Source organism: Micrococcus cohnii, assembly GCF_014205175.1.
Lineage (GTDB): Bacteria > Actinomycetota > Actinomycetes > Actinomycetales > Micrococcaceae > Micrococcus > Micrococcus cohnii.
This window is the reverse complement of the sequence record NZ_JACHNA010000001.1, coordinates 2,168,810-2,193,785: the sequence shown is the minus strand read 5'-3', so window position 1 is coordinate 2,193,785 and position 24,976 is coordinate 2,168,810. Positions and strand designations below refer to the sequence as shown.

The 24,976-nt window shown below is 71.4% G+C and carries 21 protein-coding genes and 1 riboswitch; of the genes, 11 read left to right on the top strand and 10 right to left on the bottom strand.

The window, feature by feature from the left end; translation table 11 throughout:
* The first annotated feature begins 22 nt into the window (after positions 1 to 22).
* Both HDA30_RS10005 and HDA30_RS10000 read left to right on the top strand, forming a co-directional pair.
* Positions 23 to 1,048: a hypothetical protein gene (locus HDA30_RS10005; protein ID WP_184242126.1), complete on the top strand. Its 1,026-nt coding sequence runs from the start codon at positions 23 to 25 to the stop codon at positions 1,046 to 1,048.
* 4 nt (positions 1,049 to 1,052) lie between these two features.
* Positions 1,053 to 1,550, top strand: a complete 498-nt coding sequence (locus HDA30_RS10000) for a hypothetical protein (protein ID WP_184242124.1) — start codon at positions 1,053 to 1,055, stop codon at positions 1,548 to 1,550.
* Positions 1,551 to 1,790: 240 nt separating this feature from the next.
* Here the strand turns inward: HDA30_RS10000 and HDA30_RS09995 are convergent, their stop codons facing one another.
* Positions 1,791 to 3,020 (bottom strand): histidine kinase, encoded by a 1,230-nt coding sequence (locus tag HDA30_RS09995; RefSeq protein WP_184242121.1) that lies wholly within the window; start codon positions 3,018 to 3,020, stop codon positions 1,791 to 1,793.
* Between the two features lie 113 nt (positions 3,021 to 3,133).
* A complete protein-coding gene (locus HDA30_RS09990) occupies positions 3,134 to 3,358 on the bottom strand; it encodes a hypothetical protein (protein ID WP_184242119.1) in 225 nt (74 codons plus the stop codon).
* Between the two features lie 152 nt (positions 3,359 to 3,510).
* Between HDA30_RS09990 and HDA30_RS09985 the strand changes: the two genes are divergently transcribed.
* Positions 3,511 to 4,188 carry a response regulator gene (locus tag HDA30_RS09985; RefSeq protein ID WP_158497063.1) on the top strand — a complete coding sequence of 226 codons (678 nt, stop codon included), beginning with the start codon at positions 3,511 to 3,513 and terminating at the stop codon, positions 4,186 to 4,188.
* Between the two features lie 72 nt (positions 4,189 to 4,260).
* On the opposite strand, the gene HDA30_RS09980 is transcribed toward HDA30_RS09985, so the two are convergent.
* The 3 genes from HDA30_RS09980 to gcvP form a co-directional block, all read right to left on the bottom strand.
* The gene (locus tag HDA30_RS09980; protein ID WP_184242117.1) at positions 4,261 to 5,085 is read right to left on the bottom strand and encodes a thermonuclease family protein; all 825 of its coding nucleotides are present in this window, start codon (positions 5,083 to 5,085) and stop codon (positions 4,261 to 4,263) included.
* A 171-nt stretch (positions 5,086 to 5,256) separates the two neighbouring features.
* Positions 5,257 to 6,423: a glycine cleavage system aminomethyltransferase GcvT gene (gene gcvT / locus HDA30_RS09975; protein WP_184242115.1), complete on the bottom strand. Its 1,167-nt coding sequence runs from the start codon at positions 6,421 to 6,423 to the stop codon at positions 5,257 to 5,259.
* 28 nt (positions 6,424 to 6,451) lie between these two features.
* On the bottom strand, positions 6,452 to 9,442 hold the full coding sequence (gcvP, locus tag HDA30_RS09970) for an aminomethyl-transferring glycine dehydrogenase (RefSeq protein ID WP_184242113.1): 2,991 nt from the start codon (positions 9,440 to 9,442) through the stop codon (positions 6,452 to 6,454).
* Positions 9,443 to 9,554: 112 nt separating this feature from the next.
* Positions 9,555 to 9,666: riboswitch (glycine riboswitch) on the bottom strand.
* Positions 9,667 to 9,813: 147 nt separating this feature from the next.
* Here gcvP and HDA30_RS09965 point away from each other — a divergent pair.
* Together HDA30_RS09965 and HDA30_RS09960 are read left to right on the top strand one after the other, a co-directional pair.
* Complete coding sequence (locus tag HDA30_RS09965; RefSeq protein WP_184242111.1) at positions 9,814 to 10,185, top strand: ectoine synthase; 372 nt, start codon at positions 9,814 to 9,816, stop codon at positions 10,183 to 10,185.
* Positions 10,186 to 10,281: 96 nt separating this feature from the next.
* On the top strand, positions 10,282 to 11,346 hold the full coding sequence (locus tag HDA30_RS09960; RefSeq protein WP_262337829.1) for a PaaI family thioesterase: 1,065 nt from the start codon (positions 10,282 to 10,284) through the stop codon (positions 11,344 to 11,346).
* Positions 11,347 to 11,371: 25 nt separating this feature from the next.
* Here the strand turns inward: HDA30_RS09960 and HDA30_RS09955 are convergent, their stop codons facing one another.
* The 4 genes from HDA30_RS09955 to HDA30_RS09940 are packed head-to-tail and all read right to left on the bottom strand — an operon-like array spanning position 11,372 to position 16,032.
* On the bottom strand, positions 11,372 to 12,436 hold the full coding sequence (locus tag HDA30_RS09955; protein ID WP_184242109.1) for an enoyl-CoA hydratase/isomerase family protein: 1,065 nt from the start codon (positions 12,434 to 12,436) through the stop codon (positions 11,372 to 11,374).
* Positions 12,437 to 12,469: 33 nt separating this feature from the next.
* The gene (locus HDA30_RS09950) at positions 12,470 to 14,167 is read right to left on the bottom strand and encodes a cytochrome b/b6 domain-containing protein (RefSeq protein ID WP_246418741.1); all 1,698 of its coding nucleotides are present in this window, start codon (positions 14,165 to 14,167) and stop codon (positions 12,470 to 12,472) included.
* Positions 14,168 to 14,195: 28 nt separating this feature from the next.
* Positions 14,196 to 15,215, bottom strand: a complete 1,020-nt coding sequence (locus HDA30_RS09945) for an electron transfer flavoprotein subunit alpha/FixB family protein (RefSeq protein ID WP_158497057.1) — start codon at positions 15,213 to 15,215, stop codon at positions 14,196 to 14,198.
* A gap of 34 nt (positions 15,216 to 15,249) precedes the next feature.
* On the bottom strand, positions 15,250 to 16,032 hold the full coding sequence (locus tag HDA30_RS09940; protein WP_184242107.1) for an electron transfer flavoprotein subunit beta/FixA family protein: 783 nt from the start codon (positions 16,030 to 16,032) through the stop codon (positions 15,250 to 15,252).
* A 205-nt stretch (positions 16,033 to 16,237) separates the two neighbouring features.
* Here HDA30_RS09940 and HDA30_RS09935 point away from each other — a divergent pair, with 205 nt between their 5' ends.
* The 3 genes from HDA30_RS09935 (at position 16,238) to HDA30_RS09925 (ending at position 19,927) form a co-directional block, all read left to right on the top strand.
* A complete protein-coding gene (locus HDA30_RS09935; RefSeq protein ID WP_184242105.1) occupies positions 16,238 to 17,173 on the top strand; it encodes an NUDIX hydrolase in 936 nt (311 codons plus the stop codon).
* Between the two features lie 138 nt (positions 17,174 to 17,311).
* Positions 17,312 to 18,733, top strand: a complete 1,422-nt coding sequence (locus HDA30_RS09930; RefSeq protein WP_184242103.1) for an L-serine ammonia-lyase — start codon at positions 17,312 to 17,314, stop codon at positions 18,731 to 18,733.
* A gap of 93 nt (positions 18,734 to 18,826) precedes the next feature.
* Positions 18,827 to 19,927 carry a YihY/virulence factor BrkB family protein gene (locus HDA30_RS09925; protein ID WP_343059350.1) on the top strand — a complete coding sequence of 367 codons (1,101 nt, stop codon included), beginning with the start codon at positions 18,827 to 18,829 and terminating at the stop codon, positions 19,925 to 19,927.
* 96 nt (positions 19,928 to 20,023) lie between these two features.
* Here the strand turns inward: HDA30_RS09925 and HDA30_RS09920 are convergent, their stop codons facing one another.
* Entirely contained in the window at positions 20,024 to 20,977 is a 954-nt protein-coding gene (locus tag HDA30_RS09920; RefSeq protein ID WP_184242102.1) for a tryptophan-rich sensory protein, read from the bottom strand.
* A gap of 33 nt (positions 20,978 to 21,010) precedes the next feature.
* On the opposite strand from HDA30_RS09920, the gene HDA30_RS09915 reads away from it, so the two are divergent.
* The 3 genes from HDA30_RS09915 (at position 21,011) to poxB (ending at position 24,973) form a co-directional block, all read left to right on the top strand.
* Positions 21,011 to 21,943 carry a haloacid dehalogenase gene (locus HDA30_RS09915; protein WP_184242100.1) on the top strand — a complete coding sequence of 311 codons (933 nt, stop codon included), beginning with the start codon at positions 21,011 to 21,013 and terminating at the stop codon, positions 21,941 to 21,943.
* 75 nt (positions 21,944 to 22,018) lie between these two features.
* Complete coding sequence (locus tag HDA30_RS09910; RefSeq protein ID WP_184242098.1) at positions 22,019 to 23,092, top strand: isopenicillin N synthase family dioxygenase; 1,074 nt, start codon at positions 22,019 to 22,021, stop codon at positions 23,090 to 23,092.
* A gap of 165 nt (positions 23,093 to 23,257) precedes the next feature.
* Positions 23,258 to 24,973 carry a ubiquinone-dependent pyruvate dehydrogenase gene (poxB, locus tag HDA30_RS09905; protein WP_184242096.1) on the top strand — a complete coding sequence of 572 codons (1,716 nt, stop codon included), beginning with the start codon at positions 23,258 to 23,260 and terminating at the stop codon, positions 24,971 to 24,973.
* The last annotated feature ends 3 nt before the right edge of the window (positions 24,974 to 24,976 follow it).

The following is a 24,976-nucleotide window of genomic DNA, read 5'->3' as shown; positions in this document are numbered from 1 at the left end:
CTTCATGCCCCACAATGGGGCCATGACTTTCCCCTCGCTCCCGGGCGCATCCGCCCGTCACCACGAGTTCGGCGTGTTCCCCGAGGCACCCCTGACCGACGAGGCCGACCTGTCCGGCCTCCGCCCGGCTGCGCTCGCCCCCGGCGGCCGGCTCTACGGCGTCCTCGCTGCGGCGGCCGCCGCCGGCCTGACCCTCGTGGACCCGCGCGAGCTGAACGACCTCGAGCGCACCGGCCTGCACCGCGTTCTCGCCGGTTTCACGGGCGTCTACGCCGCCGCCGAGACCGCCTCCGCGGCCCGGACCGCGTCGCTGGCCTCCGGCCGTGGCCGCGGCCTGGTCGGTGTGGTCGGCCGTACCCTGCTCGGTCTCGGCGCGGGTGTCGGCGCCGGCGCGCTCACCCTGAAGGGCGCCGGCCTGAACGACCGCGTGGACGCGACGATCACGCAGGCCCTCACCCGCTGGGGCGTCCCCGCCCCGCGGCTGCTGCTGGCCGGCGTCAGCGCCGTCGCCCTGCTCGTGGCAAACCGCGACGCGCGACGCGCGCGGACCGAGGCGAATCTGACCGCGCTGCTGGCCGACGCCCAGCCCCAGGACCTCGAGGATCTGGAGCAGGATCTGGTCGAGCTGCCCGTCGAGGCCCGCATCCTGCTGGACACGCTGTTGGATCCCGCGCTGTTCGACGGCACGGTCCTGCCCGGCGCCGCCGCTCTGCGCGCCCAGCTGCCGCACGCGAAGACCTCCGCCGCCGCGCTGGGCGACCCCGAGGACGATGAGGTCGCGGACTGGCTGCCGATCGTCGTCGACACAGACCAGCCGGTGGATCATGCCGTCCCCAACGACGCGACGTGGCCGGTCCGCGGCCGATTCACCTCCGATGGCGCCGAGTTCGAGGTGACGCTGCGCGTGATCGACGGCGAGCTGGGTGCCCTGGCGATCGAACCGGTCGACGCCCAGGACCCGGATGCCTGGGACGCCCTGCAGTCGCTGCTGGCCTGGCCCGCCGTCGACGGGCTGGCCTTCCACGTCGACAGCACGGGACGGAGCTGAGCGCATGACGACCCCCGCACCGGTCAAGAGCACCACCCGCGCACGCCGTCAGGCCCGTCGCCGCGAGGCCGCCGCCCGACGCCCTCGCCTGCGCATGAGCCTCTACGGATTCCTGCTGGCCTGGCTGCTGCCGAACCTGATCATGGCGGCGATCGTCATGGTGCTCGCGATGATCCCCGAGCTGCAGGTCTACGGCACACTGACTCCGCTGCTGGTCGTGGTGGGCATCGCGGCGCTCGTCGTGGGCCTACCTCTGTGTCTGCTGGTGAACTGGGCGTTCCGCCACGTCCTGAACCAGTGGGTGCACGTCCTCGGCTACGCGCTGGTGGGCATGCTGTTCGGTCTGGTCGTCCTGACCCAGGGTGTCGGCGGCGTGCTGCCGATGCTCATCCCGGTGATCGGCTTCCCCGCGGGCATCCTCATGGCCCTGGGCCGCACCGCGGCGCAACCGTTCACCCGCGTCGTCGAGCCAGCCGGGACAGAGCCCGACCCGGCCGACTGAGCGCGGCGACGCGTCTACGTCACGACGCAGCAGGAGCGATGACATACGAGAGGCGACGGGCCGTGCGGCCCGTCGCCTCTCGTCGATCCACGGCGGCCCTCCCGCATCCCCACGGGGGCCTGCCGCCGGATCATCATGCACTGCGCACCGTCTCATGGAGCACTCGTCAACTGTAGAGCGACCGTCCCCTCCGCCGACACTGGACCTTCGGCCGATCAGGCCGTCCGAAAGTATCGCGCATCACGTCTCATCGGCCGAGAAGCGCACCGGAACGCGGGCGTACACCCGCCACCGGTCGTCCCCCACCGGCCCCGCCGTGACCGTGCCGTCGAACGCCGAGACCCGCTCCCGCATGCTCGTCAGCCCCACGCTGGAGGAGTTCCACCTCTGCCGGTCACGCCCCAGGCGCCGGTGCCGCCGGTCCTTCTCCGGCTCCCGCGCCAGCACCCCGTTCTCGACGACGAGCACCAGGTCGCCCTCGTCCAGATGCACGTCGATCAGGCACGGGTGTGCCGGGTCTCCGTGTTTGACGACGTTCGTGACCGCCTCCTGCAGCACCCGGTAGACTGTGCCCTCCACACTGAGCGGCACCTTGCTGTCGGCCAGGCCCCAGCGGCGCTCCACCGGGAACCCGAGGTCCTCCAGCCCGTGCACGAATCGGGCCACGCCCAGTTCGAGGTCCACGGACGGGGCCGGCGCCATGCCCCGTTCCTGCACCGCCTCGTCGCCGACCTCCACGACGCCCTCCTCCCGCATCAGCGCGAGCATTCGGCGCAGGTCCACGAGCGCGTCCTGCGCCGATTCGTCCACGACGGCCAGCGCCTTCTGGGCCGCCTCGCCCGTGCCGACGAACTGGGCGGTCGAGGCCTGCATCGTGATGATCGTGAGGTTGTGGGCCAGGATGTCGTGCAGGTCCCGGGCCAACACACGGCGCTCCCGCGCGGCGGATTCCCGGGCCTGCCGCCGGGCTTCGGCCAGTCGCGCCTGGTCGGCGTCCCGCCGTGCCAGGTTCAGGCGCACGAACAGGCCTGCCCCGCCGCCCAGGACGACCAGCACCACGGAGAACCAGGCCGCGTTGTAGGCCTCCGCATCGCTGAGGTGCGCGCTCGCCGCGAAGGGGTAGGAGATGCTCCAGGCCAGCGTCAGTCCGGCGGCGGTGGCCGCGAACCGCCGGTTGGCCGTCGCGACGACGCCGCCCAGGATCACCGGACCGTAGACGACCAGCACGAGGGCCTCGACGCCGGCGAATGTGAGGGCGAACATCGGCACCAGGCTCGCGAAGGCGAGCGTGCTCGAGAACCACTGCAGCGAGTACGCGACGAGCACGAACGCGTACATGAGCAGGCCGTCCGCCCCGAGCTGGAGTCCGCTTTCCTGCTCGAACACCCAGAGGTCGGAGCCGACGGAAACGAAGGCCAGCACCGTGACGATGCCCAGGTACCAGGGGCTGAAGTCCCGGGACTGCCACACGGCACGCCATCGGCGCTGCCACGCCGTCGGGCCGGGCTCGACGCCGTCGAAACCCTGTGCGGACGACGACGGCCCCCACCCCGATCGGGGCAGGGGCCGCGGAGGCCTCGGGGTCACCTCCCGAAGTCGCAGTAGAGGCCCAGGTGCTTGCAGATCTGGTCGCGGACACCGGCGCCCCAGCCGGCGGGAGTGGCGACCTGCTCCGCCGAGGACACGGAGGCGGAGGTGGCCGGAGCGGTGGCCGGCACGGCCGAGGCGGCGGGTGCGGAGACGGTGCAGAGGGACAGCAGCAGCGCACCGACGGCGGCCACGGTACGGGTGCGAGTGTGATCAGTCATGATCACCATTATGCGGCAGGCCTCACTGTGCGCCAATAGGTGATATCGCTCCCGCGTCAGGCCTGTGGCGGGCCCACCCTCGGCACGTCACGAACCATCACGCGGGCCTTCGATCCTCCGCGTGGACGTGAGCCGCCTTATAGACTGCCGCGGTGACTGAAGATCTTCGCGTACTGATCGTGGACGACCAGCCGCTCATGAGCGGAGCACTGCGCACGCTGATCGACTCGGCGCCGGGCATGACCTGTATCGGCGTGGCCGCCAACGGCGCCGAGGGCGTCGAGAGCTGCCTCGCCACCCAGCCCGACGTCGTGCTGATGGACATGCAGATGCCCGTCATGGACGGCGTGCAGGCCACGGGGCGCATCACCGCTGAATCGCCGTCGACGCGCGTTCTGGCGATCACCACGTTCACCTCGGAGAACTACGTCGTCCCGGCCCTGCGCGCCGGAGCCGCCGGGTATCTGCTCAAGGACGCGGCCCCCGCGACGATCATCCACGGAATCCGCGCGGTCCGGCGCGGCGAATCGGTGCTCTCCCCCGCCGTGACGCAGCAGCTGCTCACCGCGATCGCGGAAGACGAGCCCGCTGGCCCGCCGACGGACGCGGGCGCCCCGGACGGTTCCGACCTGACCGAACGCGAGCTCGAGGTGCTCGCCCTGCTGGCCCGGGGGCAGTCGAACACCGAGATCGCCCAGAGCCTGCACCTGTCGGAGTCCACCGTGAAGGCGGCCCTGACGCGGGCGATGGAGAAGCTCGAGGTGCGCGACCGCGTCCAGGCGATCATCCGTGCAGCGCAGCTGCGTCTGGTGACCCTCTCGCTCGACTGAACAGCGAGCGAGCCGCCGAGAACCGGCTCGACCGCGTCGACACGCCGACCGGACCACGGCGGACCGCGTCCGTCAGCCGGCGGTGATCTGGTTTCGCCGGTCGTTGAGCTCGCGCAGACGCTGCAGACCCTTCTCGGCCGCCTCGTCGGCCTTCTGCTTCAAGTCCTCCTTGGCCGGATGCCAGGCGAGGTCCTCAAAGTCGCCGCCGTCCTTCTCGAGCGCTTCGACGTCCTCCTGGATCAGACGGATCTCGTCGACCGCCTCGGCCACCTCGCGGGAGCGTTTGTCGAGCGCCTTGACGGTGTTGTCCGTCTTCTCCGGGATCGAGTCGAGCTTGTACTCCGCTTCGAAGAGCATGCTGTTGTAGGTGCAGCTCTCCTCGACGTCATAGAGCCCCGCACCGGTGCTTCGGGCCAGCTCGTTGGCCTCGTCGATCTGACTGGCCGTCGCGTCGTCCACGCCCGTGTCGGTGGGCGCCGCCATGCCCGCCTCGGCCATCGACGTGTTCACGTCCTTGCCCGCGAGGTGGAAGGTGGCGTACTGCTGCCCGTCCTCGCCCTCCTCCAGGTCCACCTCGGCGGTGGCGCCCTGCACGAGGCGGTCGCGCAGCCAGCCGTGGGACTTCTCCCCCAGGCACATGTTCGGCCCTCCCCGCAGCCCGTCGGGGTTGCGGATCGAGGACTGGACCCCGGCCATCTTCACGGTCTTGTGCTCGCCGTTCGCGTCCACGACGACGGTGTTGCCGTCGAGGACCTCCACGACCTGCATCCGCCGGCTCTCATGCACGATCCCCCGCACGACGGACACGGCCGCCAGACCCAGCATGATCGCGGCCACGACGGCGAACACGATGAGCGCCTTCTTCGGGACGCGGGCGCGGGCGGCGACGTGGGTCATTCGGAGATCCTGACGTGGGCGGACAAATTGTGTCAGACGCCGTAGCGAGGGGGCGTCCGATCGCGGAGCGTGACGACCAGGGCCGCGCACCGGTGGCCCATCCTAGCGAACGAGCCCTTGCGCCCGACGGAGGGGCCGGGGCGACGCCGACGCGGCCACACGCCCCGCCGCTCAGCGCTCCCGACGGTAGAAGGGCAGCGGGACGACCGTGAACGGCTCGGCTTTGCCGCGCAGGTCGACGGTCAGCTCGGTGCCCTCGGCTGCGTACTCCCGGTCGACGCGGGCCAGCGCGATCGGGTGACCCAGCGTCGGCGACGGGGCGCCCGAGGTCACCTCGCCGATCACGGCGCCCTCGGCCGTGGACACCGCATAACCGTGGCGCGCGGCACGACGGCCCTGCCCCCGCAGCCCCACGATCACCTGCGAGGCCTCGTCCTTCGAGGTGAGCGCGGACCGACCCACGAAGTCCGCCTGCTTCTTGGCGGGCACGGCGAAGGACACGCCGGAGGCGTGCGGCTGGTGCGCGGTGTCCAGCTCATTGCCGTACAGCGGCATGCCGGCCTCCAGGCGCAGCGAGTCGCGCGCGGCGAGGCCGCACAGCGTGAGCTCGATGCCCGCGGCCTCCGCCGCCTGGAGCATCGCCTGCCACACCGCCGAACCGCGGTCGCCGGCCTGCTCGGTCGACTCCGCGCCGAGAAACAGCTCGAAGCCGTCCTCACCCGTGTAGCCGGTGCGCGCCACCGTGGCCGGCACGTCACCGGCCTCGGTCGGGATCACGACGGCCAGGTGCGCGTAGTACTTCAGCTCGGCCAGCGCCTGAGCGGACTGCGGCATGGCGGTCGCCAGGATCGTCTCGGCCTTGGGGCCCTGGACGGCGACGAGGGCGGTGTCGGCGGACTCGTCGACGACCTCCGCGTCGAAGCCGGAGGCGCGCTGGGCCAGGGCCGTATAGACCGCGCCGGCGTTGCCCGCGTTCGGCACGACGAGGAACTCGGGCGTCGTGCCCGCCTCGCCGTCGTCCATGCGGTAGACGATCAGGTCGTCGAGGATCGTGCCGGCGTCGGTCAGGCACAGGCCGTACTTGGCGCGGCCGGGCTTGAGGATCGACATCGTGCTGCTCAGGGCGTGGTCGAGCATCTGCGGGGCCTCGGCGCCACGCACGCGGACCTCGCCCATGTGGGAGAGGTCGAAGAGGCCGGCCGCCGAGCGCACGGCCTTGTGCTCGGCCAGCTCGGAGCCGTACTTCAGCGGCATGCTCCAGCCGCCGAAGTCCGTGAAGGACGCCCCGGCCGCTTCGTGGACGGGATGCAGCGGTGAGGTACGAATCGAATCGGTCATCGTCGTTCTCCTTGTCGGTGCTGTCTGCTCAGGCGTCGGCGGCGGAGTCGCCGGACTCCTCGAACGCCTCGGGCGGCGGGCACGAGCACACGAGGTTGCGGTCGCCGTAAGCGCCGTCGATGCGCCCCACCGGGGGGAAGTACTTGTTCATGCGCAGTGACTCCACCGGGTAGGCGGCCTGGCTGCGGCTGTAGTCCCGGCCCCACTCGTCGGCGGTGAGGGCGAGCGCCGTGTGCGGGGCGTTGCGCAACACCGAGGCCTCGACGGTCTCCGGTGTGGTCGCGGTGATCTCGCCGTGGATCGCGATCATCGCCTCGATGAACCGCTCCAGCTCACCGAGGTCCTCGGACTCGGTCGGCTCGACCATCAAGGTGCCAGCCACCGGGAACGCCAGGGTCGGGGCGTGGAAACCGTAGTCGATAAGGCGCTTGCACACGTCCTCGGCGGTGACGCCGTGCTTCGCGGTGAGCTCGCGCAGGTCGAGGATGCACTCGTGCGCGACCAGGCCCGCGTTGCCCGTGTAGAGCGTGGGGTAGTAATCGGCCAGACGCCGGGAGATGTAGTTCGCCCCCAGCAGCGCATGCTCGGTCGCCGCACGCAGGCCGGCGCCGCCCATCATCGCGACGTAGGCCCAGGAGATCGGCAGCACGCCGGCCGAGCCGTGCGGGGCGGACGTCATGAGGGTCTGCTCGTTCGGCAGGTACGGCTTCAGGTGCTCGCCGACCGCGACCGGGCCGACGCCCGGACCGCCGCCACCGTGCGGAATGCAGAAGGTCTTGTGCAGGTTCAGGTGCGAGACGTCGCCGCCGAACGCGCCCGGCTGGGCCAGGCCGACGAGAGCGTTCAGGTTCGCGCCGTCGATGTACACCTGCCCGCCGGCGGCGTGGACCTTGTCACACACCTCGCGCACGTCAGCGTCGTACACGCCGTGCGTCGACGGGTAGGTGATCATGATCGCCGCGAGCCGGTCGGCGTTCTCCTCGATCTTGCGGTCGAGGTCCTCGGCGGAGATCGTGCCGTCCTCGGCCGTCGCCACGACGACGACCTTGAGATCGGCGAGCACGGCGGAGGCGGCGTTCGTGCCGTGGGCGGAGGCGGGGATCAGGCAGACGTCGCGCTGCTGCTGGCCGCGGTCCTTGTGGTACTGGCGGATCGCCCAGAGACCAGCGAACTCGCCCTGCGAGCCGGCGTTCGGGGTGACGGAGACCGCGGCGTAGCCGGTGATCTCGGCCAAACGGGACTCGAGGTCCGCGATCAGGTGGCGCCAGCCCTCGGTCTGATTCTCCGGGGCGTACGGGTGGATCGAGCAGAACTCGGGCCAGGAGATGGACTCCATCTCGGCGGTCGCGTTGAGCTTCATGGTGCACGAGCCCAGCGGGATCATCGTGCGGTCCAGCGCGAGGTCATAGCCGGAGAGGCGGCGCAGATAGCGCAGCATCTGCGTCTCAGAATGGTGGGTGTTGAACACCGGGTGGGTCATGAACTCCGACGAGCGCTGCGCCTCGGCCGGGATGCCCGGCAGCGCGACGGCGCCCTCGTGGGACTCGGCCGGCAGAGCGTCGGCCGAGGCGCCGAACGCCTCCAGCACGGCGGCCAGGTCCTCGTCGACGGTGGTCTCGTCGCAGGCCACGCGTACCGTGTCGGCGTCGACGACGCGCACGTTCACACCGTTCTCCTCGGCCGCCGCGCGGACCTTCTCCGCGCCGCCGGGCACGGAGAGGGTCAGGGTGTCGAAGTAGGCCTCGTGCGCGACGCTCACGCCCGCCGCGGCGAGGGCCGTCGCGAGGCGGTGCGCCTGACGGTGGGCGTGGCGGGCGATCCGCGTGATGCCCTCGGGTCCGTGGTAGACCGCGTACATCGAGGCGACGACCGCGAGCAGCGCCTGCGCGGTGCAGATGTTCGAGGTCGCCTTCTCGCGGCGGATGTGCTGCTCGCGGGTCTGCAGGGCCAGCCGGTAGGCCGGCTTGCCGGCGTCGTCGTGCGAGACGCCGACGAGGCGACCGGGCATCGAGCGCTGCATGCCCTCGCGCACGGCCATGTAGGCGGCATGCGGGCCGCCGAAGAACAGCGGGACTCCGAAGCGCTGGGTCGAGCCGACCGCGATGTCCGCGCCCTGCTCACCCGGGGGCGTGATGAGCGCGAGGGACAGGATGTCCGCGGCGACGGTGACCAGCGCACCGGCCTGCTTGGCCTCGGCGATCACGGCGCTGTGATCGTGCAGGCGGCCGGAGTCGCCCGGCTGCTGCAGCACGACGCCGCACAGCCCCTGGGACTCAATGCGCTCGCGCGCCTGGGCCGGGATGCCCGCGGAGAGGTCGGCGACCAGCACGTCGATGCCGACGGCGGCCGCGCGCAGCTGCACGACCGAGAGGGTCTGCGGGAACAGGTCCGCGTCGAGCAGGGTGACGCCCGAGGCCTTCTTCTTGTTCGCGCGGTGCATGAGCAGGACGGCCTCGGCCGCGGCGGAGGCCTCGTCCAGCAGCGAGGCGTTGGCGATCGGCAGGGCGGTGAGGTCCTGCACCATCGTCTGGTAGTTCAGCAGCGCCTCGAGCCGACCCTGGGAGATCTCGGGCTGATAGGGGGTGTAGGCGGTGTACCAGGCAGGGTTCTCCAGCACCTTGCGCAGGATCACGCCGGGGGTGACCGTGTCGTAGAAGCCCTGGCCGAGCATCTGGGTCTTCACGATGTTGCGGTCGGCGATGCGGCGCAGTTCCTCGAGGACGGTGGCCTCGGTCATCGGCGCCGGCAGCTCGAGCGGGCGCGGCTGACGGATGTCCTGCGGGACGGCGGCGTCGACGAGGGCCTCGAGCGAGTCGTAGCCGAGCGTGTCGAGCATGTGGGCGACGTCCTCGCCGCGCGGGCCGATGTGGCGGGCGACGAACGGGGCTGATGCGGTGTCGCGAGGCGCGTGCGACGCGGGGGCGACGCCGTCTGCGGTCTGGCGGGTGTGACTCACGGGTACCTCCGGGGTTCCTGCCGAGGGCCGGCACGGGAATAGGTCGGCTCCCCGCTCTGTCATGGACCTGAGAGTTTCCGCCTCGCGCACGGGCGCGGGGGCTTGCACCGTCGGTGGCGGCGGAACGGGCCGAGCGGGGCGCGGCGCGCGTCCCGACGCGCTTTTCAGAGCGCCGGTCCCCCACGCGGTACGGATGCCTGAGAGATTCCCGGGGAGGTCTTGCTCCTTCGGCGGCCGACCAAACGGCCCGCCGAGGGGCCGCGTCGACGCTCTCCCGCGCAGGGCAATGCGACGTACACCTCAGTATTCCACACGGGAACGCGGGGCGAGAGGGCGCCGCGCACCTCTTGAGCCTCGCGCACGGCCTGTGTCTACCGTCGGGGCACAGGCGGCGGGGAGAGTTCCCGCCGCATCCGCGACGGAAAGGATCCGCCATGTACACCCGCAGCCGTGAGGACGTCGAGAAGGTCCAGTGGGGCGCAGGCACCTCAGAGCGCCTGCTGACCTCGGCGGACGGCATGGGATTCGCCCTGTGCCACACGATCGTGGAGGCCGGCAGCTCCTCGAAGCTGCAGTACCGCAACCACCAGGAGGCCTGCTACTGCGTCGCCGGGAACGGTGCGGTCGTGGAGCCCGACGGCACCGTTCACGAGATCGTCCCCGGCACTGTCTACGTGTTGCCGAAGCATGAGAAGCACGAGCTGCGCGGCGGCACCGAGGACATGCACCTGGTCTCGGTGTTCAACCCGCCGATCACCGGTGACGAGAAGCACGAGCTGACCTCGGACGGGTACTCCAGCTACTAAGGCCCGAAGGGGCCGCCGGAGTCGTCGGCCGAACGCCGATGACGCCCCTCACATCGGCCCGTGGCGTCGCCATGGTGTCGGTTAGCGTCTGATGTCGTGACGACTCCTCAGCCTGACGCCTCGATTCCCGCCGCCGACATCTCCGCATCGACACCGGAGCGGACACCGGTCCCGGCGCCGCCGTCCCCGCATGCACTGGGCGCCGAGACGGCCGAGCTGACCGGTCCGCGCACCCAGCCCTCGGGCCGCACCGAGCGTCTCTTCGGCCTGCGCCGGCACGAGAGCGTGCGCCGCGGCCCAGCAGGCGACGCCACGGCGGGGCAGGACGCGGTCTCCTGGAACCCGGCGCGATTCGAGGTGGGGCCGTGGACGATCGGTCTGGACGGACGCCCGACGGGTGCCGCCGCGACGATCATGATGGACAACGCGACGGCCGTTGCCGTGCATCACGCGGCTGCGGGGGAACTCGAGGCGGTCGTCACCACGGAGCTGCAGGTCAACGTGCTGCGCCCGCTGCCTGGATTCGACCCTTCCGCCGACGCCGATCCCGCCGACGCGCCGCAGCTGGAGTGCTGGTACGCGCCGCTGCACGGTGACGCGCTCGGCGGCGCGGCCCGCGCCTGGCTCGTGGATGAGGCCGGCGTGCGACACGTCGAGGCGACCGGGTGGTTTCAGGCCGTCCCGGCGGCCACGCCCGCGGCCTTGGACGCGTTCGTCGCCCACAGCCGGCTGCCCGTCGACGCTTCCACCCGCGTGCCGATGGCCTCGCTGCTCGGCGTGGACGAGTCGACCGTCCCGGAGGCCGACCCGGCCGCGCGACCGCAGGTCGACCCGGCTCCGCGCCCGGGCCTGCGGTTCGCCGACGGCTCCGCGCTGGCGAACCCGCAGGGATCGATGCACGGCGGCGCGATGACGCTGCGCGCGGTGCTGGCCGCCCAGGCCGCGATGCCCGACCGGGAGAAGTACGACGTGCAGGCGATCCGCACGATCTTCACCCGGCCCGGGCACGGCGAGATGGTCGCGATGACGCGGGTGCGGCACGCCGGCCGGTCGCTGCGCCTGGTGGACGTGGACCTGGTGCGCCTCGACGAGGCGGGCGAGCCGGTCGCGGAGAAGCCGATGGTGCAGGTGCAAGTCACCTTCCGGGCGGCCCAGGGCTGACATCCCCCCGGCTGGCCGCCCGGGCTCAGAGTTCGAGGTCGCCGGAGGCCGGCTCGAGGAAGTATGCGTCGACGTCGTCGGCGGTGACCTCATCCAGCGTGCCGGGGCGCCAGTGCGGGGACTTGTCCTTGTCCACCAGCAGCGCCCGGATCCCCTCGGGGAAGTCGTGGCCGCGCACGTGTGCGCAGGTCGTCCGGTACTCGGTCTTGAGCACGGTGCCGAGGCTGCGGGCCTGACGAGCGCGGCGCACGGCGGCGAGGGTCACGGAGATCGCGGTGGGGCTGAGCGACTCGAGCCGGTCGGCTGCCTTCTGCGCCTCCGGCTCCTCGCGTTCGCGCAGCCGCGCGATGATCGCGGCAGGCGTGTCGGCCGCGTAGCAGTGGTCCACCCACGGTCGCTGCGCCCACAGCGGGGACTCGCCGGGCTCCGCGGCGAAGCGGGCCAGTGCGGCGTCGGGTTCCTGGGTCTCGAGGGCCTCGGTGAGCGCGTCGAGGTCGGACGAGGCGACGTGGTGCGTGCTCAGCCCCAGGGCCATGACGTCGGCGCCCGTGATGTGTGAGCCGGTCATCCCCAGGTGCAGCCCGAACTGCGAGGGCAGCCGGGAGATCAGCCAGGTGCCGCCGACGTCCGGGACGAATCCGATGCCCGTCTCGGGCATGCCCCAGCGCGTGCGCTCGGTGGACACGCGGTGGGAGGCGTGCCCCGAGATGCCGACCCCGCCGCCGAGCACGATGCCGTCCTGGAGCGCGACGATCGGCTTGGGGAACTGGCTGATCATGTGGTTCATGCGGTACTCGTCGGCGAAGAACGCCTCGGACTCCTCGAACCGGCCGGCCTTCGCGGCGTCGTGCACGGAGACGATGTCGCCGCCGGCGCACAGGCCGCGCTCCCCGGCGCCGCGGATCAGGACGGCCTGGACGGCGTCGTCATCGCGCCAGCATCGCAGCTGGGCGGCGACGTCGCGCACCATGGCGTGGGTGAGGGCGTTGATGGCCTTGGGGCGGTTGAGCGTGATGACGCCGAGGCGGCCTCGGGTCTCGACGAGCAGCTCGTCGGTGCCGGTGGCGTCATGGGTGCTGGGCTCGGTCATGCTGGTCTCTCCTGTCGGTGTGGGGCCGCCCGGTCAGCGGCCGACGGTGCCGAACTTCGAGGCGACGGGGGCGAGGAACTGGGGTTTGAGGAAGAACCACCCGACCGCGATGACGGCCACGGAGACGAGGAAGACGATCAGCCCCCACACGTCGGCCGAGTCGCGCCCGGTGTACATGTAGTTCAGGTTCCGGGTCAGGCCCGTGAAGAGCACGAGGAACACGTGCACCACGAGGAAGCCGATGAAGAACAGCAGCACCGGGAAGTGCACTCGGCGGGCCGCCTCCATGGGGAACGCCTTGGCCAGGCCGGACGAGTTCGCGGGGAACCAGCTGGACATGCGCCAGCCGGTGAGCGCGGCCAGCGGCGCGGCGACGAACACGACGAGCGTGTAGGAGATCATCTGCAGCGCGTTGTAGTGCACCCAGCCGTTCTCCGCAGGCCAGTCGAGCGAGAGGTACTGCAGCCCGGCGGACAGCGCGTGGTGGAACACGAACGGGTCCGTGGGGATGATGCGCATCCACTGCCCCGTCAGGAACAGCAGGACAACGAACACCACGCCGTTGAGCAGCCAGAGCAGGTCGAGCGCCTGGTGCGTCCAGATGGTGAGCGAGTATTTCTTGGGCGGGGCGCCCTTCGCGGAGAACAGCGAGTTCTCCTTCGGGGTGAAGTGCGCCGGAGGGCGCTGCTCGCGCCGGATCTGCAGACCCGTGCGAATGATCAGCACCATCAGGAACATGTTCAGGAAGTGCTGCCAGCCCAGCCACGCCGGCAGCCCGATGGGGGCGGACTCCGGGTGCCTCGGGTGCCCGTCGTACTGGGCGATGAACTGCTGGACCGGCTCGAGCGTGCGCAGACCACGCGCCGCGAGCACCGCAACCAGGGCCAGCAGGACGACGGAGGCGACGGTGACGAGCAGGCGCCGGCGTGACGAGGAGGTCTCCGCGGTTGTGCCGGCCGAGGCCTCGCCCGTCGCGGGCGACGTCGTCGTGGAGGGCTTCGTCGCGGACGGCGGCGTCGTGGCGCCGGCAGCAGCAGCGTGCGGTGCGGCCTGCTGGCCGCCCATGCGCTGCTTCGGCGCGGCGGAAGCTGGCCGAGCCTCGGCAGGCGACGACGCAGTCGTGGCAGACGCGGCGGCCGTGGGCCCCGCATCGGGGGTCGATGCCGGGGCCTGCGGAACGGCCGGGCGCTTGAGCGGGGTGTACCCCTTCATGCGCTGACCGGTCGGGGCCGCGGACTGGGCGTCAGGCCGCGCCGCGCTCTCAGCCTGCGACTCAGGCGCGGCCAGGGCCGCGCCTCGGTCCGTTGACGGTGCGGGCTCCGGCACGGTGCCGGCGGCGACCTCGCCGGGCTCTGCGGCGCTCGACGCGTGCTCGTGCTGCGCACCGCCCGGCGACCCCGTGCCCACAGCAGCGGCCGGGGCGGCGCCAGGGCTGGCGCCGCGCAACGGGGTGTACCCGGCCATGCGCTGCCGCTGTTCGTACGGCACACCGGTCATGCTGGGCCCCTCGGCGGGGCCTGCCTCGGATCCGCCGTCGGTCACGCCCTCCGGACCGGCTGCCGCCCCCGGCGCCGTGGCGCGGTCGTGCGTCGCGTCCGCGACCGACGGGGCCGCCGCACCGCGCACCGGAGCGGGAGCTGTCTCGTCGTGCGCGACTCCGCCGGCGGCCATGCCGATCGGCTCAGGCGCACCCTTCAGCGGCGTGTACCCGGCCATGCGCTGCTTGCCCATGCGTTCCTCTCTCCGCGGCGTGCCGCCGTCAGCGGCGAGCGCGGATCTGCTCGATCAGCTGCGGGACGACCTTGAACAGGTCCCCGACCACACTGAAGTCCGCGATCTCGAAGATCTCGGCGTCCTCGTTCTTGTCGATCGCGACGATCGTCTTCGCGGTCTGCATGCCGGCGCGATGCTGGATCGCGCCCGAGATGCCCAGGGCGATGTACAGGTCCGGGGAGACGATGACGCCGGTCTGCCCGACCTGCCGCTCCGCCGGGGTGTAGCCGGCGTCGACCGCGGCGCGCGAGGCGCCCACGGCGGCGCCCAGCTCGTCGGCGAGCTGCTCGACGACCTGGAAGCCCTCCTCGGAGCCGACGCCGCGACCGCCGGAGACGACGGTCTTGGCGCTGCGCAGCTCGGGGCGGCTCGACGTGCTCTGGTGGGCGCTGACCTCGCGGATCTGCGCGCCGGCGCTCACCTGCGGCAGCGCGCCGGCCTCGAGCGTGATCGTCTCGGGCGAGGGCACCGCCTGGGCCCGGGCGTCGATGGACCCGCCGCGCATCGTGATGATGCGGGGTCCGCCCTCGCCCGTGGACTCGGACTGCACGTCACCGCCGAACACGGAGTGCTGGGCGATGACCTCGTCATCGGCCCAGCGCAGGCCCACCGCGTCGGCGCAGACAGGGCCCTTCACACGCACGGACAGGCGCCCGGCCACAGCGCGTGACTCAGGGGCGTTGGGCAGCAGCACCGCGACGGGGGCGGTCTGCCGGACGGCCTCGGCGAGCGCGGCCACCGCCGCGGAGCCGAGGACGTCCCCGGCGTCGGGGGCCTCATAGACGAACACGCGAGCGGCGCCCAGCTCACCCACTCGGGCGACGGCCTGCTGCGCGGCGCCGGGCTTCGCGGCGACGACGGCCACGGGCGTGCCGACGGTGGAGGCCGCCCCGAGCAGCCCGGCCGCGTTCGAACGGACGGCACCGTCGGCGTCGAGCTCGGCGAGGACGAGGACGGTGTTCGCGGACAGGTCCTGGGTGCCGGTGTCGGCAAGGTTCTCAGTCATGGTCATAGCTCCTCGGGATTCCGTTCACTCCGGCTCAGATCAGGCGGTTCTCGGCCAGGAAGTCGGCCAGCTGCTCGGCCGCCGTCCCGTCGTCGACGACCTTGGGGCCGGCTTCCTTCTCCGGACGGGCGTTCGCCGAGACCATCACGGACCGGTATTCGGCCTCGATGGGGCCGGCCACGATGCCCAGATCCGCCAGCGAATGCACGGTGATCGTCTTCTTCTTGGCGGCCATGATGTTCTTGAAGTTCGGGAAGCGCGGCTCCGGGGTCTTCTCGGTCAGCGAGGCGACGGCCGGCACCGGCGCGGCGGCACGCACATCGGCGTCCTCGGTCACGATCGTGCCGACGATCTCGGACTCGGTGATCTGCACGTCCTCGGCCTGCGGCAGATAGGGGCGGTCCAGCAGCTCGGCCACCATGGCCGGCACGACGCCCGAGTTGCCGTCCGTGGCGAGATTGCCGGCCAGCACCAGGTCGGCGCCCTCCCGCTCGATCGCCGCGGCCAGCACGCGCGCGGTCTGCACCGCGTCCGAGCCGGCGAGCGCGTCGTCGGTGATCTGCACGGCCGAGTCCGCCCCCATCGCGAGCATCTTGCGCAGGGTCTTCGAGGAGTCCTCGGGGCCCATCGTCATGGCGACGATCTCCGCGTCGGCGCCGGCGTCGCGGTGCTGCAGGGCGATCTCCATGACGCGCTCGCTGATCTCGTCCGGGACGGGCTCGGCAGCGCCGTCACGCACCAGCATCCCGGTCTCCATGTCGAGCGTGCGCTCCTGCCAGGTGTCCGGGACCTGCTTGGCCAGCACCATGATCTTCACAGTCGGTCTCCTCCTCGACATTCGCCTCGCCGCGGCCTCGCACCGCGGTCGTCGGCGTCCGCCGGTGTCCAGGGCCGGCGGGCGGGTCCATCACTTGCGTGTCACCGTATCGAACGAGCGTGACACGTTACGTCCGTCACACACTATTCCAGTTCATCGTGATTCACTGAATACCCTGACTCCCCCAGCAGAACCGGAGAGACCCATGACGCCGCAGCCGCCCGACGAGACGACCGTCCCGGCCCGCCCCGCGGCCTCCCTGCTGCTGACCTGCGAGGACGGGCGCGCAGCCTCCGAGGTGTTCACGCTGCGCCGGGCCGGCTCGATGGCCTTCTCCGCCCATGCGACCGCCTTCCCCGGCGGGCGGGTGGATCCGAGCGACGCGCTGGACGCGGCGCTGTGGTCGGACGTCGACCTCGCCGACTGGGCCCGCCGCCTGGGCCTCGACGCCGCTGCCCCCGAGGGCGCCCTGAGCGAGCTGGAGGCGCTCACCCCCGCTGAGGCCGCCGGTCGGCTTCTCGCCGCGGTCGTCCGCGAGACCTATGAGGAGACTGGGGTGCTGCTCGCCCGGGACGCCACGAGCGGTCGGCCCGTCCGCCCCGAGGTCGTCCACGCGCTGCCCGAGGACACCCGGTCCCGGCTCGAGGCCCACGACCTCGGCTTCGGCGAGCTGCTCGCCTCCCATGGGTTGCGCCCCGACGTCGAGGCCCTCGTGCCGTGGTCGCGCTGGATCACGCCCCCGGGCGGCCCCCGCCGCTACGACACGGTGTTCTTCATCGTCCGCCTCCCCGCCGGGCAGGAACCCGCTCGACTCTCCTCCGAGGCCGCCGACCACGGCTGGCACCGACCCGAGGAGCTGCTCGCACGATTCCGCGCCGGCGAGGCGAACCTGATGACGCCGACGTGGTGGCAGCTGCGCCATCTGCAGGAGGCGCTGGACGACGCCGAGGCGGGCGCGGCGTGGGCGGCGATCGTCCGCCACGGGGCCGCCCACGCGCCGGTGCGGGCCGTCATGCTCTCGCCCCGGGGCGAGGCAGCGGACCGACGACGCGAGTTCACGCACGCCGCGCAGTACCTGGCGGACCTGGCCGCGTTCCGGTCCGCCGCGCGCGTGGCGGAGTCCCCGGACAACGTGCTCTGACGACCGTCGGATCCCGAACAGCGGCCTCGGCTGCCGTAGCAGTTCCGCATCCAGGCACGTACTGTTGAGGAGATCATGACGGCGGCCCGCATCCGCCCCGCCGTCCGCCTGCAGCACTCGACTCGGAGGGAGCCTCGCATGTCGCTGAGCGTCCTGGACCTGTTCTCGATCGGTATCGGCCCGTCGTCCTCGCACACCGTGGGGCCCATGCGCGCCGCGCGGCGTTTCACCTCGAGCCTCGAGCAGAACGGCCTGTTCGACCAGGTCCAGCGCGTGCAGGCCGATCTGTACGGCTCCCTGGCGGCCACCGGCATCGGCCACGGCTCGGACACGGCCGTCCTGCTCGGCCTGGCCGGCCAGGACCCCGAGACCATCGACCCGGACGCCTGCACAGGCCTGGTCGAGCAGATCGTGCGCTCCAGCGACATGCCGCTCGACGGGCGCCGGCACATCACCTTCGACCGGCAGAAGGACATGACCCTGCACATGCGGGAGAACCTGCCGGGTCATCCCAACGGGATGCGGCTCACCGCGTTCGACGCGTCGGGCGCTCAGATCCACACCCGCGACTACTACTCGGTGGGCGGCGGCTTCGTCGTCACCGCCGAAGAGCTCGAGGCCGAACTCGACGACTCCCGCGACGTCGCACGCAAGGACGAGGACGCCGAGGGCGGCGAACCCTACCCGTTCGCGACGGCCACGGAGCTCGTCGCGCACTGCCGCTCGAAGGGCATCTCGATCGCCGAGCTGATGGAGGCCAACGAGGCCACCCGGCACGACATGACCGAGCTGCGCACGCAACTGATCGCCATCTGGGACGTGATGCAGGAGTGCGTCGAGAACGGCTGCACCCGCACCGAGCCGATCCTTCCCGGCGGCCTCAAGGTGCGCCGCCGCGCCCCCGAGCTGCGGCGCCATCTGGAGCAGCAGACCGGGGACACCGACCCGATGTGGGCCATGGAGTGGGTGAACCTGTTCGCCCTGGCGGTCAATGAGGAGAATGCCTCCGGCGGCCGCATCGTCACGGCGCCGACCAACGGCGCGGCCGGCATCATCCCCTCGGTGATGCACTACTACATGCGTTTCGTGCTTCCCGAGGACGCCACGGTCGAGCAGCAGGAGGACAAGGCCGTCGAGTTCCTGCTGACGGCCGCGGCGATCGGCATCCTGTACAAGCGCAACGCCTCGATCTCCGGCGCCGAGGTGGGCTGCCAGGGCGAGGTCGGCTCGGCGTGCTCGATGGCGGCCGGCGCGCTGTGCGCCGTGCTCGGCGGCACCGTCGAGCAGGTGGAGAACGCCGCGGAGATCGGCATCGAGCACAACCTGGGCCTGACCTGCGACCCGGTCGGCGGCCTCGTTCAGGTGCCGTGCATCGAGCGCAATGCGATCGCCTCCGTCAAGGCCATCAACGCCGCCCGCCTTGCCCTGCTCGGCGACGGCTCGCACCGCGTCACCCTCGACCAGGCCATCACGACGATGCGCGACACTGGCGCGGACATGAAGTCCAAGTACAAGGAGACCTCGCGCGGCGGCCTCGCCGTCAACGTCATCGAGTGCTGACCTGCGCGGCCGCTGCACGAGTAAGGACAGCCCGGCCCGGCCTCCGCTAAGTTGGCCACCACCCCCCGACCGACCTCATGGAGAGGAACCCCCGTGCCCACTCATCCGATGGACGCGACTCTGGAAGCCGCCAATCTCGACCCCGCGGACCGGCAGCGCCGCCTCGAGGGCGTCAAGCTCTCCGGGGCCGGGTGGAAGTACGCCTTCACTAGGGCCTTCAAGGAGTTCGGCAACGACGGCGGCACCGACCTCGCGGCGAAGCTGACGTACTTCATGGTCCTCTCGATCGCCCCGTCCCTGCTCGCGATCTTCTCGATCCTCACGCTGGTGCTGTCCTCGAACCGCTCCGTCGTCGACGATCTGGTGACCAAGCTGACCGAGTCGGTCCCGGCCGATTACAAGAGCGTGGTCGAGTCGGTGATGAACACCCTGATGAGCCAGGCATCGGGCAGCGGCGGCATCATCGCGGCGATCATCGGCATCCTCGCCGCCGTGTGGTCGGCGTCGGCCTATGTCAAGGCCTTCAACCGCGCGGCCAACCAGGTGTACGGGTACGAGGAGGGCCGCGGATTCATCAAGCTGACCCTCGTGAACCTGCTGACCACGGTCATCCTGCTCGTCGGCATCGTCGTGGTGCTGATCTCCCTCGCGCTGAACGGTGCGCTCGTGGACGGGCTGCTTGCCCCCGTGGCCGAGCCCCTCGGCCTCACCGGCGTCGTCACGTTCCTCTCGGAGACCTTCCTGCCCATCTGGGCCTGGGTGAAGTGGCCCGTGGTGATCGCCATGGCGCTGCTGCTGATCGCGGCGCTGTACTTCCTGACGCCGAACGTCCGGAAGCCGAAGGTCCACATGTTCGGCCCGGGCAACACCGTGGCCCTGGTGGGCTTCATCGTCGCAGCGGTGGCGCTCTCGGTGTACTTCTCGACGCTGGCCGGGTACAGCGCCTACGGAGCCATCGGCGGTGTGATGGCGTTGCTGTTCGCGCTGTGGGTCTTCAACATCGTGCTGCTGCTGGGGCTCGAGGTGGACGCCGAGGTCGAGCGTGCCAAGCAGCTGACGGCGGGCATGCCCGCCGAGGACGCGCTGCAGCTGCCGCCGAAGGACGTCAGCGCGCTCGAGAAGAAGGCCGAGAAGCAGGAGCAGCTCGAAGAGAAGGGCTACGAGCTGCGCGCCGCAGGCGAGGCCGAGCGCTGACCCGCCGGCCGCCCGCCCGCGTGAGGGCGCGGCCGACCGCGGCCAACGACGACGGGCCGCCCGCTCCAACGGAGCGGGCGGCCCGTCGTATCAGGTTCAGTCCCGGTCGAGGATCACGTCCCGGGCTTCGCCGGTCGCGGAGCGGTGCGAGAGCCACAGGGCGAGGGCCCAGCACAGCAGGACGACGCCCGCGCAGCCGATGGCCGTCACCGCCACGGAGCCCGACTGCATTCCGGTCCCGTCGGAGCGGCCCACACCGATCCACGCCAACCCCCACGCCAGTGCGGCGGCGGGGCCGATGCGTCCGCCGTCGTACACGCTGATCACGGCCCCCACGATCGTCGCGATGACCAGGCCGGCCAGGGCCCACGTGGCGGGCAGGAACGCCCCGGGCAGCCAGCTGTGGAAGCTCAGCCACGCGAAGACGTTGGCGACCGCGGCCGCGCAGATCCAGCCGAGGTACACGCCCTGCACGCCGTCGAGCAGGATCCGCTCCGACCAGCTGGCATGCCGGCGTCGCTCGAGCCGCAGCAGGGTCGTGACCAGCACGGCCAGCAGGGCGAGGATGACGACGACGGTCAGCCACAGCAGTTCCAGGTGCGCGGCGACGAGCCACACGGAGTTCAGCACGACACCGGTGAGCACAAGCCCGCGCAGCCCGTCATGCCGGCGCGTCTGCGCCGGCGGGAGGAACTGCCACACCGCATAGGCGAGCAGCCCCGCGTAGATCAGCGACCAGATTCCGAACGCGGGCGCGGCCGGGGCCAACCAGGACCCGTCCTCGCCGAGCAGGCCGCCCATTGTGTCCTGGACGCCAGCCCCGCCGAACGCCCCGGCACCCCAGGCCGCGACGGCGACCGAGACCAGGATGACGAACGCGGTGCCGGCCTGGCCGACCCGCGAGGACAGGCCGCGACGATGGGAGGGCCGGGACGGGTCGGTCCACCGGCCGGCCCGGTCGGCACGGTGACCGGCGTCGTCGTGGTCGGGCTCGGCAGGGGCGGGACGGTCCCGCAGTCGATGAAGGCTGCGCTCGGGGACGGTGCTCATGCCGCCAGACTACTGGCACGTAGGCTGGCTCCCATGCGCGCTATCTCCCCGGTCGGACTGCTGCTCGACGTCGACGGCCCGGTCGCCTCGACCGAGACCCGCACGGTGCCCGAGGCCATGCTCGCGGCCCTGCTGCGCCTGGCCGAGCGGCGCGTGCCGATCGGCTTCAACACGGGCCGCTCGGCCGAGTTCCTGCTGCGCCAGCTGATCGAGCCGCTGCGCGCTGCGGGCCTGCCCGATGCGGCCCCGTTCTACGGCGTCTGCGAGAAGGCAGCCGTGTGGTTCCCGTTCTCCGATGTCCCCCGCGGAAGCGTCCCGACGCTCACGGTCGACGCCATCGCCTCCGCCTCCGACGCCCCGAGCTGGCTGCGCGTGGACGAGTCCATGGCGATCACGGCCGAGGTGCGCGAGGCGATCTGGACGCTGAACCGCGAGCGCGCCGGCGACCCCGAGGACGGCGGACTGCAGTTCATCGACCGCACCAAGCTCGCGATGGTGTCCCTGGAGAAGACCGTCGGGGCCGACCAGGGCGCGTTCCTGGCGGTCCGCGACGACGTGGTCGAGGGCGTGCGGGCCCTGCTGGCAGAGCGTGGTCTTGCCGACCGGATCACGGTGGACCCGACCGTCATCTCCGTCGATGTGGAGGATCGCCGTTCCGGAAAGGACCTGGGCGTGCTGCGCTGCCGCGCACTCATGGCCGAGGCGGGCGTCGAGCAGCCCGCCCGCTGGTTCACCGCGGGCGACTCACGGACCGACTATGCGATGGCCGACCGGCTGCACGAGGACGGCGCCCGAGTCGATCACGTCGACGTGCGCCCGAGCGACGGTGTCCCCGCGACCGCCTACCCCGTGCTCACCGCGGCCGACCTCGCCGCGCACGGCCACGGCCGGCCCGACGACGTGCACGAGCGCGTGGGCCTCTCCCTGCTCGAGTACGCCGAAACGCTGCTGGACGCAACCGCCTGAGTCACGCGGCGTCACGGGAGTCAACGCGGAGACACGTCCTCGTCCGGCCCTCGCCTGCGGGCGTCCAATGGACGCATGAACGCTTCCCAGACCACCGCCTCCGAGAACCCCGAGCTCGCGGAGGACGCGGTCCCCACCGAGGTGCCCGTCCTCGACCTGTCCGAGCTCCGCCTACCCGACGGCTCCCGGAACCCCGAATTCCTCGACCGACTGCGCCACGCCGCGCACAAGGTCGGCTTCTTCCAGATCGTCGGCTACGGCGCCGCCGAGGGCCAGGTCGATGAGCTGTTCGACGTGACGGCCCGGTTCTTCGCCCGCCCCGAGGCGGACAAGCTCGCCCTGCACAATCAGAACTCCCCGCACTACCGGGGCTACTCGGCGATCGCCGCCGAACGCACCCAGGGCCGACCGGACTCCCGCGAGCAGCTGGACTTCTCCCCCGAGCGCGCGCCCGTCCCGGCCGAGCAGATCCGCGAGGGCGAGGAGTACTGGCACCTGCAGGGCCCGAACCAGTGGCCGGCCGACATGCCCGAACTCGAACGCGCCGCGATGGGCTGGACCGCGCTCATGGACCGCGTCGGCGAGGAGCTGCTCGGCGCGCTGCTCGTCGCAATCGGTCTGCCCGAGGACCACTTCGCGGACGTCTTCGACGATCAGCGGGCCTGGATGGCGAAGCTGGCGCACTACGTCGGCGGCGTCGCCGAGGCCGGCTCGCAGGGCGTGGGACTCCACGCGGACTACGGCTTCATCACCCTGCTGCTGCAGGATCAGGTCGGCGGCCTCGAGGTGCGCCCCTATGGTCAGGACGAGTGGCTGCCCGTCGAGCCGATCCCGGGCGCGCTCGTCGTGAACCTCGGCGAGATGCTCGAGATCGCCACCGACGGTTATCTGATGGCCACGATCCACCGCGTGCAGTCGCCGCCGGAGGGCATGGACCGCTACTCGGTGCCCTACTTCCATTCCCCCCGCCTGGACGCGGTGATCGAGAAGGTGCAGCTGCCGGCCGAGCTCGCCGCACACGCGCGCGGTGCCTCCGACGACCCGGAGAACCCGATGCTCTCGTCCTTCGGGGCGAACATGCTCAAGGGCTTCGCCCGGGCGCACCCGGCCGTCACCGAGAAGCACCACCCGGAGCTGCTGGCGCGCTGACCGGCCGGCCGCGCGCTGCCGGCTCGCGTCCGGCCGGTCAGCGCGCCCGGTCCCCGCCGCACCGAGCCCCTGTGAGCATCGGAACACCGCTGACGGGATGCGTTCGGAGCGCTCAAGGCGGAAGGTAGAGGGGAAGGAAATCCCCGACAATCCCAGGAGTACTGCATGGCCACAGTTGCCAATCACCTCGTCGAGACCCTCCACGCTTCCGGCGTCCGCCGCATGTACGGCCTCGCCGGCGACTCGCTCAACGGCGTCACCGACGCCCTGCGGGAGCACGGCGGCGTCGAATGGGTCCCGGTCCGCCACGAGGAGACCGCCGCGTTCGCGGCCTCGGCCGAGTCGCAGCTCACCGGCGAGCTGGCCGTGTGCGCCGGCTCGTGCGGTCCGGGCAACCTGCACCTGATCAACGGGCTGTACGACGCGCAGCGCACGCGCACCCCCGTGCTGGCGATCGCCGCGCACATCCCCAGCGCGGAGATCGGCTCCGGCTACTTCCAGGAGACCCACCCGCAGGACCTGTTCCGCGAGTGCTCGGTGTACGTCGAGCACGTCAGCTCCGCCGACCAGATGCCTCGCATGCTGCGCACCGCGATGCGCGCGGCCATCGAGCAGCGCGGCGTGGCCGTCCTGGTGATCTCCGGTGATGTGGCCCTGACCGACGTCGACGCCCGCCCATCCGTCGTCCGGCGCGTGCCCTCGACCGTCCTGCCCGCCGATGAGCTGCTGGACGACGCCGCCGCCCGCCTGAACTCGTCGTCGAAGACGGCGCTGCTGGTCGGCGCCGGCGCCGCGGGCGCCCACGACGAGGTCGTCGCGCTGGCCGAGACGCTGCAGGCGCCGATCGTGCACGCGATGCGCGGCAAGGACTTCATCGGGTACGACAACGAGTTCGACGTCGGCATGACCGGCCTGCTCGGCTTCTCCTCGGGCTACAAGGCGCTCAAGGGCGCTGACACGCTGCTGATCCTGGGTTCGTCCCTGCCGTACCGGCAGTTCTACCCGGAGAACGCGGACGTCATCCAGGTGGACGTGCGCGGCGAGCAGATCGGCACTCGCGTCGACGTCGACGTGCCGCTGGTCGGCGGTGTGAAGGAGACCGCCCTCGCGCTGCTGCCGCGCCTGAAGCGCGCGAAGTCCTCGCGATTCCTGAACGCGATGGTCAAGGACTACAAGAAGACCCGCAAGGAGCTCGACGAGCTGGCCACTCCGGACAAGAAGCGCATCCACCCGCAGTACGTCGCCCGCATGATCGACGAGCTCTCCGACGACGACGCCGTGTTCCTGCCGGACGTCGGCTCCCCGGTCATGTGGGCCGCTCGCTACCTGACGATGAACGGCCGTCGCCGGATCATCGGCTCGATGACCCACGGCTCGATGGCGAATGCGATCACCCAGGCCGTCGGCGCCCAGTCGGTGGACAAGAACCGGCAGATCGTGGCGATGGCCGGCGACGGCGGGCTGTCCATGATGCTCGGCGAGCTGCTGACGCTGAAGCAGAACGACCTGCCCGTGAAGACCGTCGTGTTCAACAACTCCTCGCTGAACTTCATCGAGCTGGAGATGAAGGCCGCCGGGTTCGTCACGTTCGCCACCGACCTCGAGAACCCGGACTTCTCCCTCATGGCCGAGTCGATGGGTATCAAGGGCTTCCGCGTCGAGACCTCGGCCGAGCTGCCGCAGGTGATGGCCGAGTTCCTCGCCCATGACGGTCCGGCCGTGCTCGACGTCGTGACCGAGCGTCAGGAGCTGACGATCCCGCCGGCGATCGAGTTCGAGCAGGCCAAGGGCTTCACCCTGTACGCGGTGCGCACCGTGCTCAGCGGCCGCGGCACCGAGCTGATCGACCTGGCGAAGGCGAACGCACGGCAGCTGTTCTGAGCC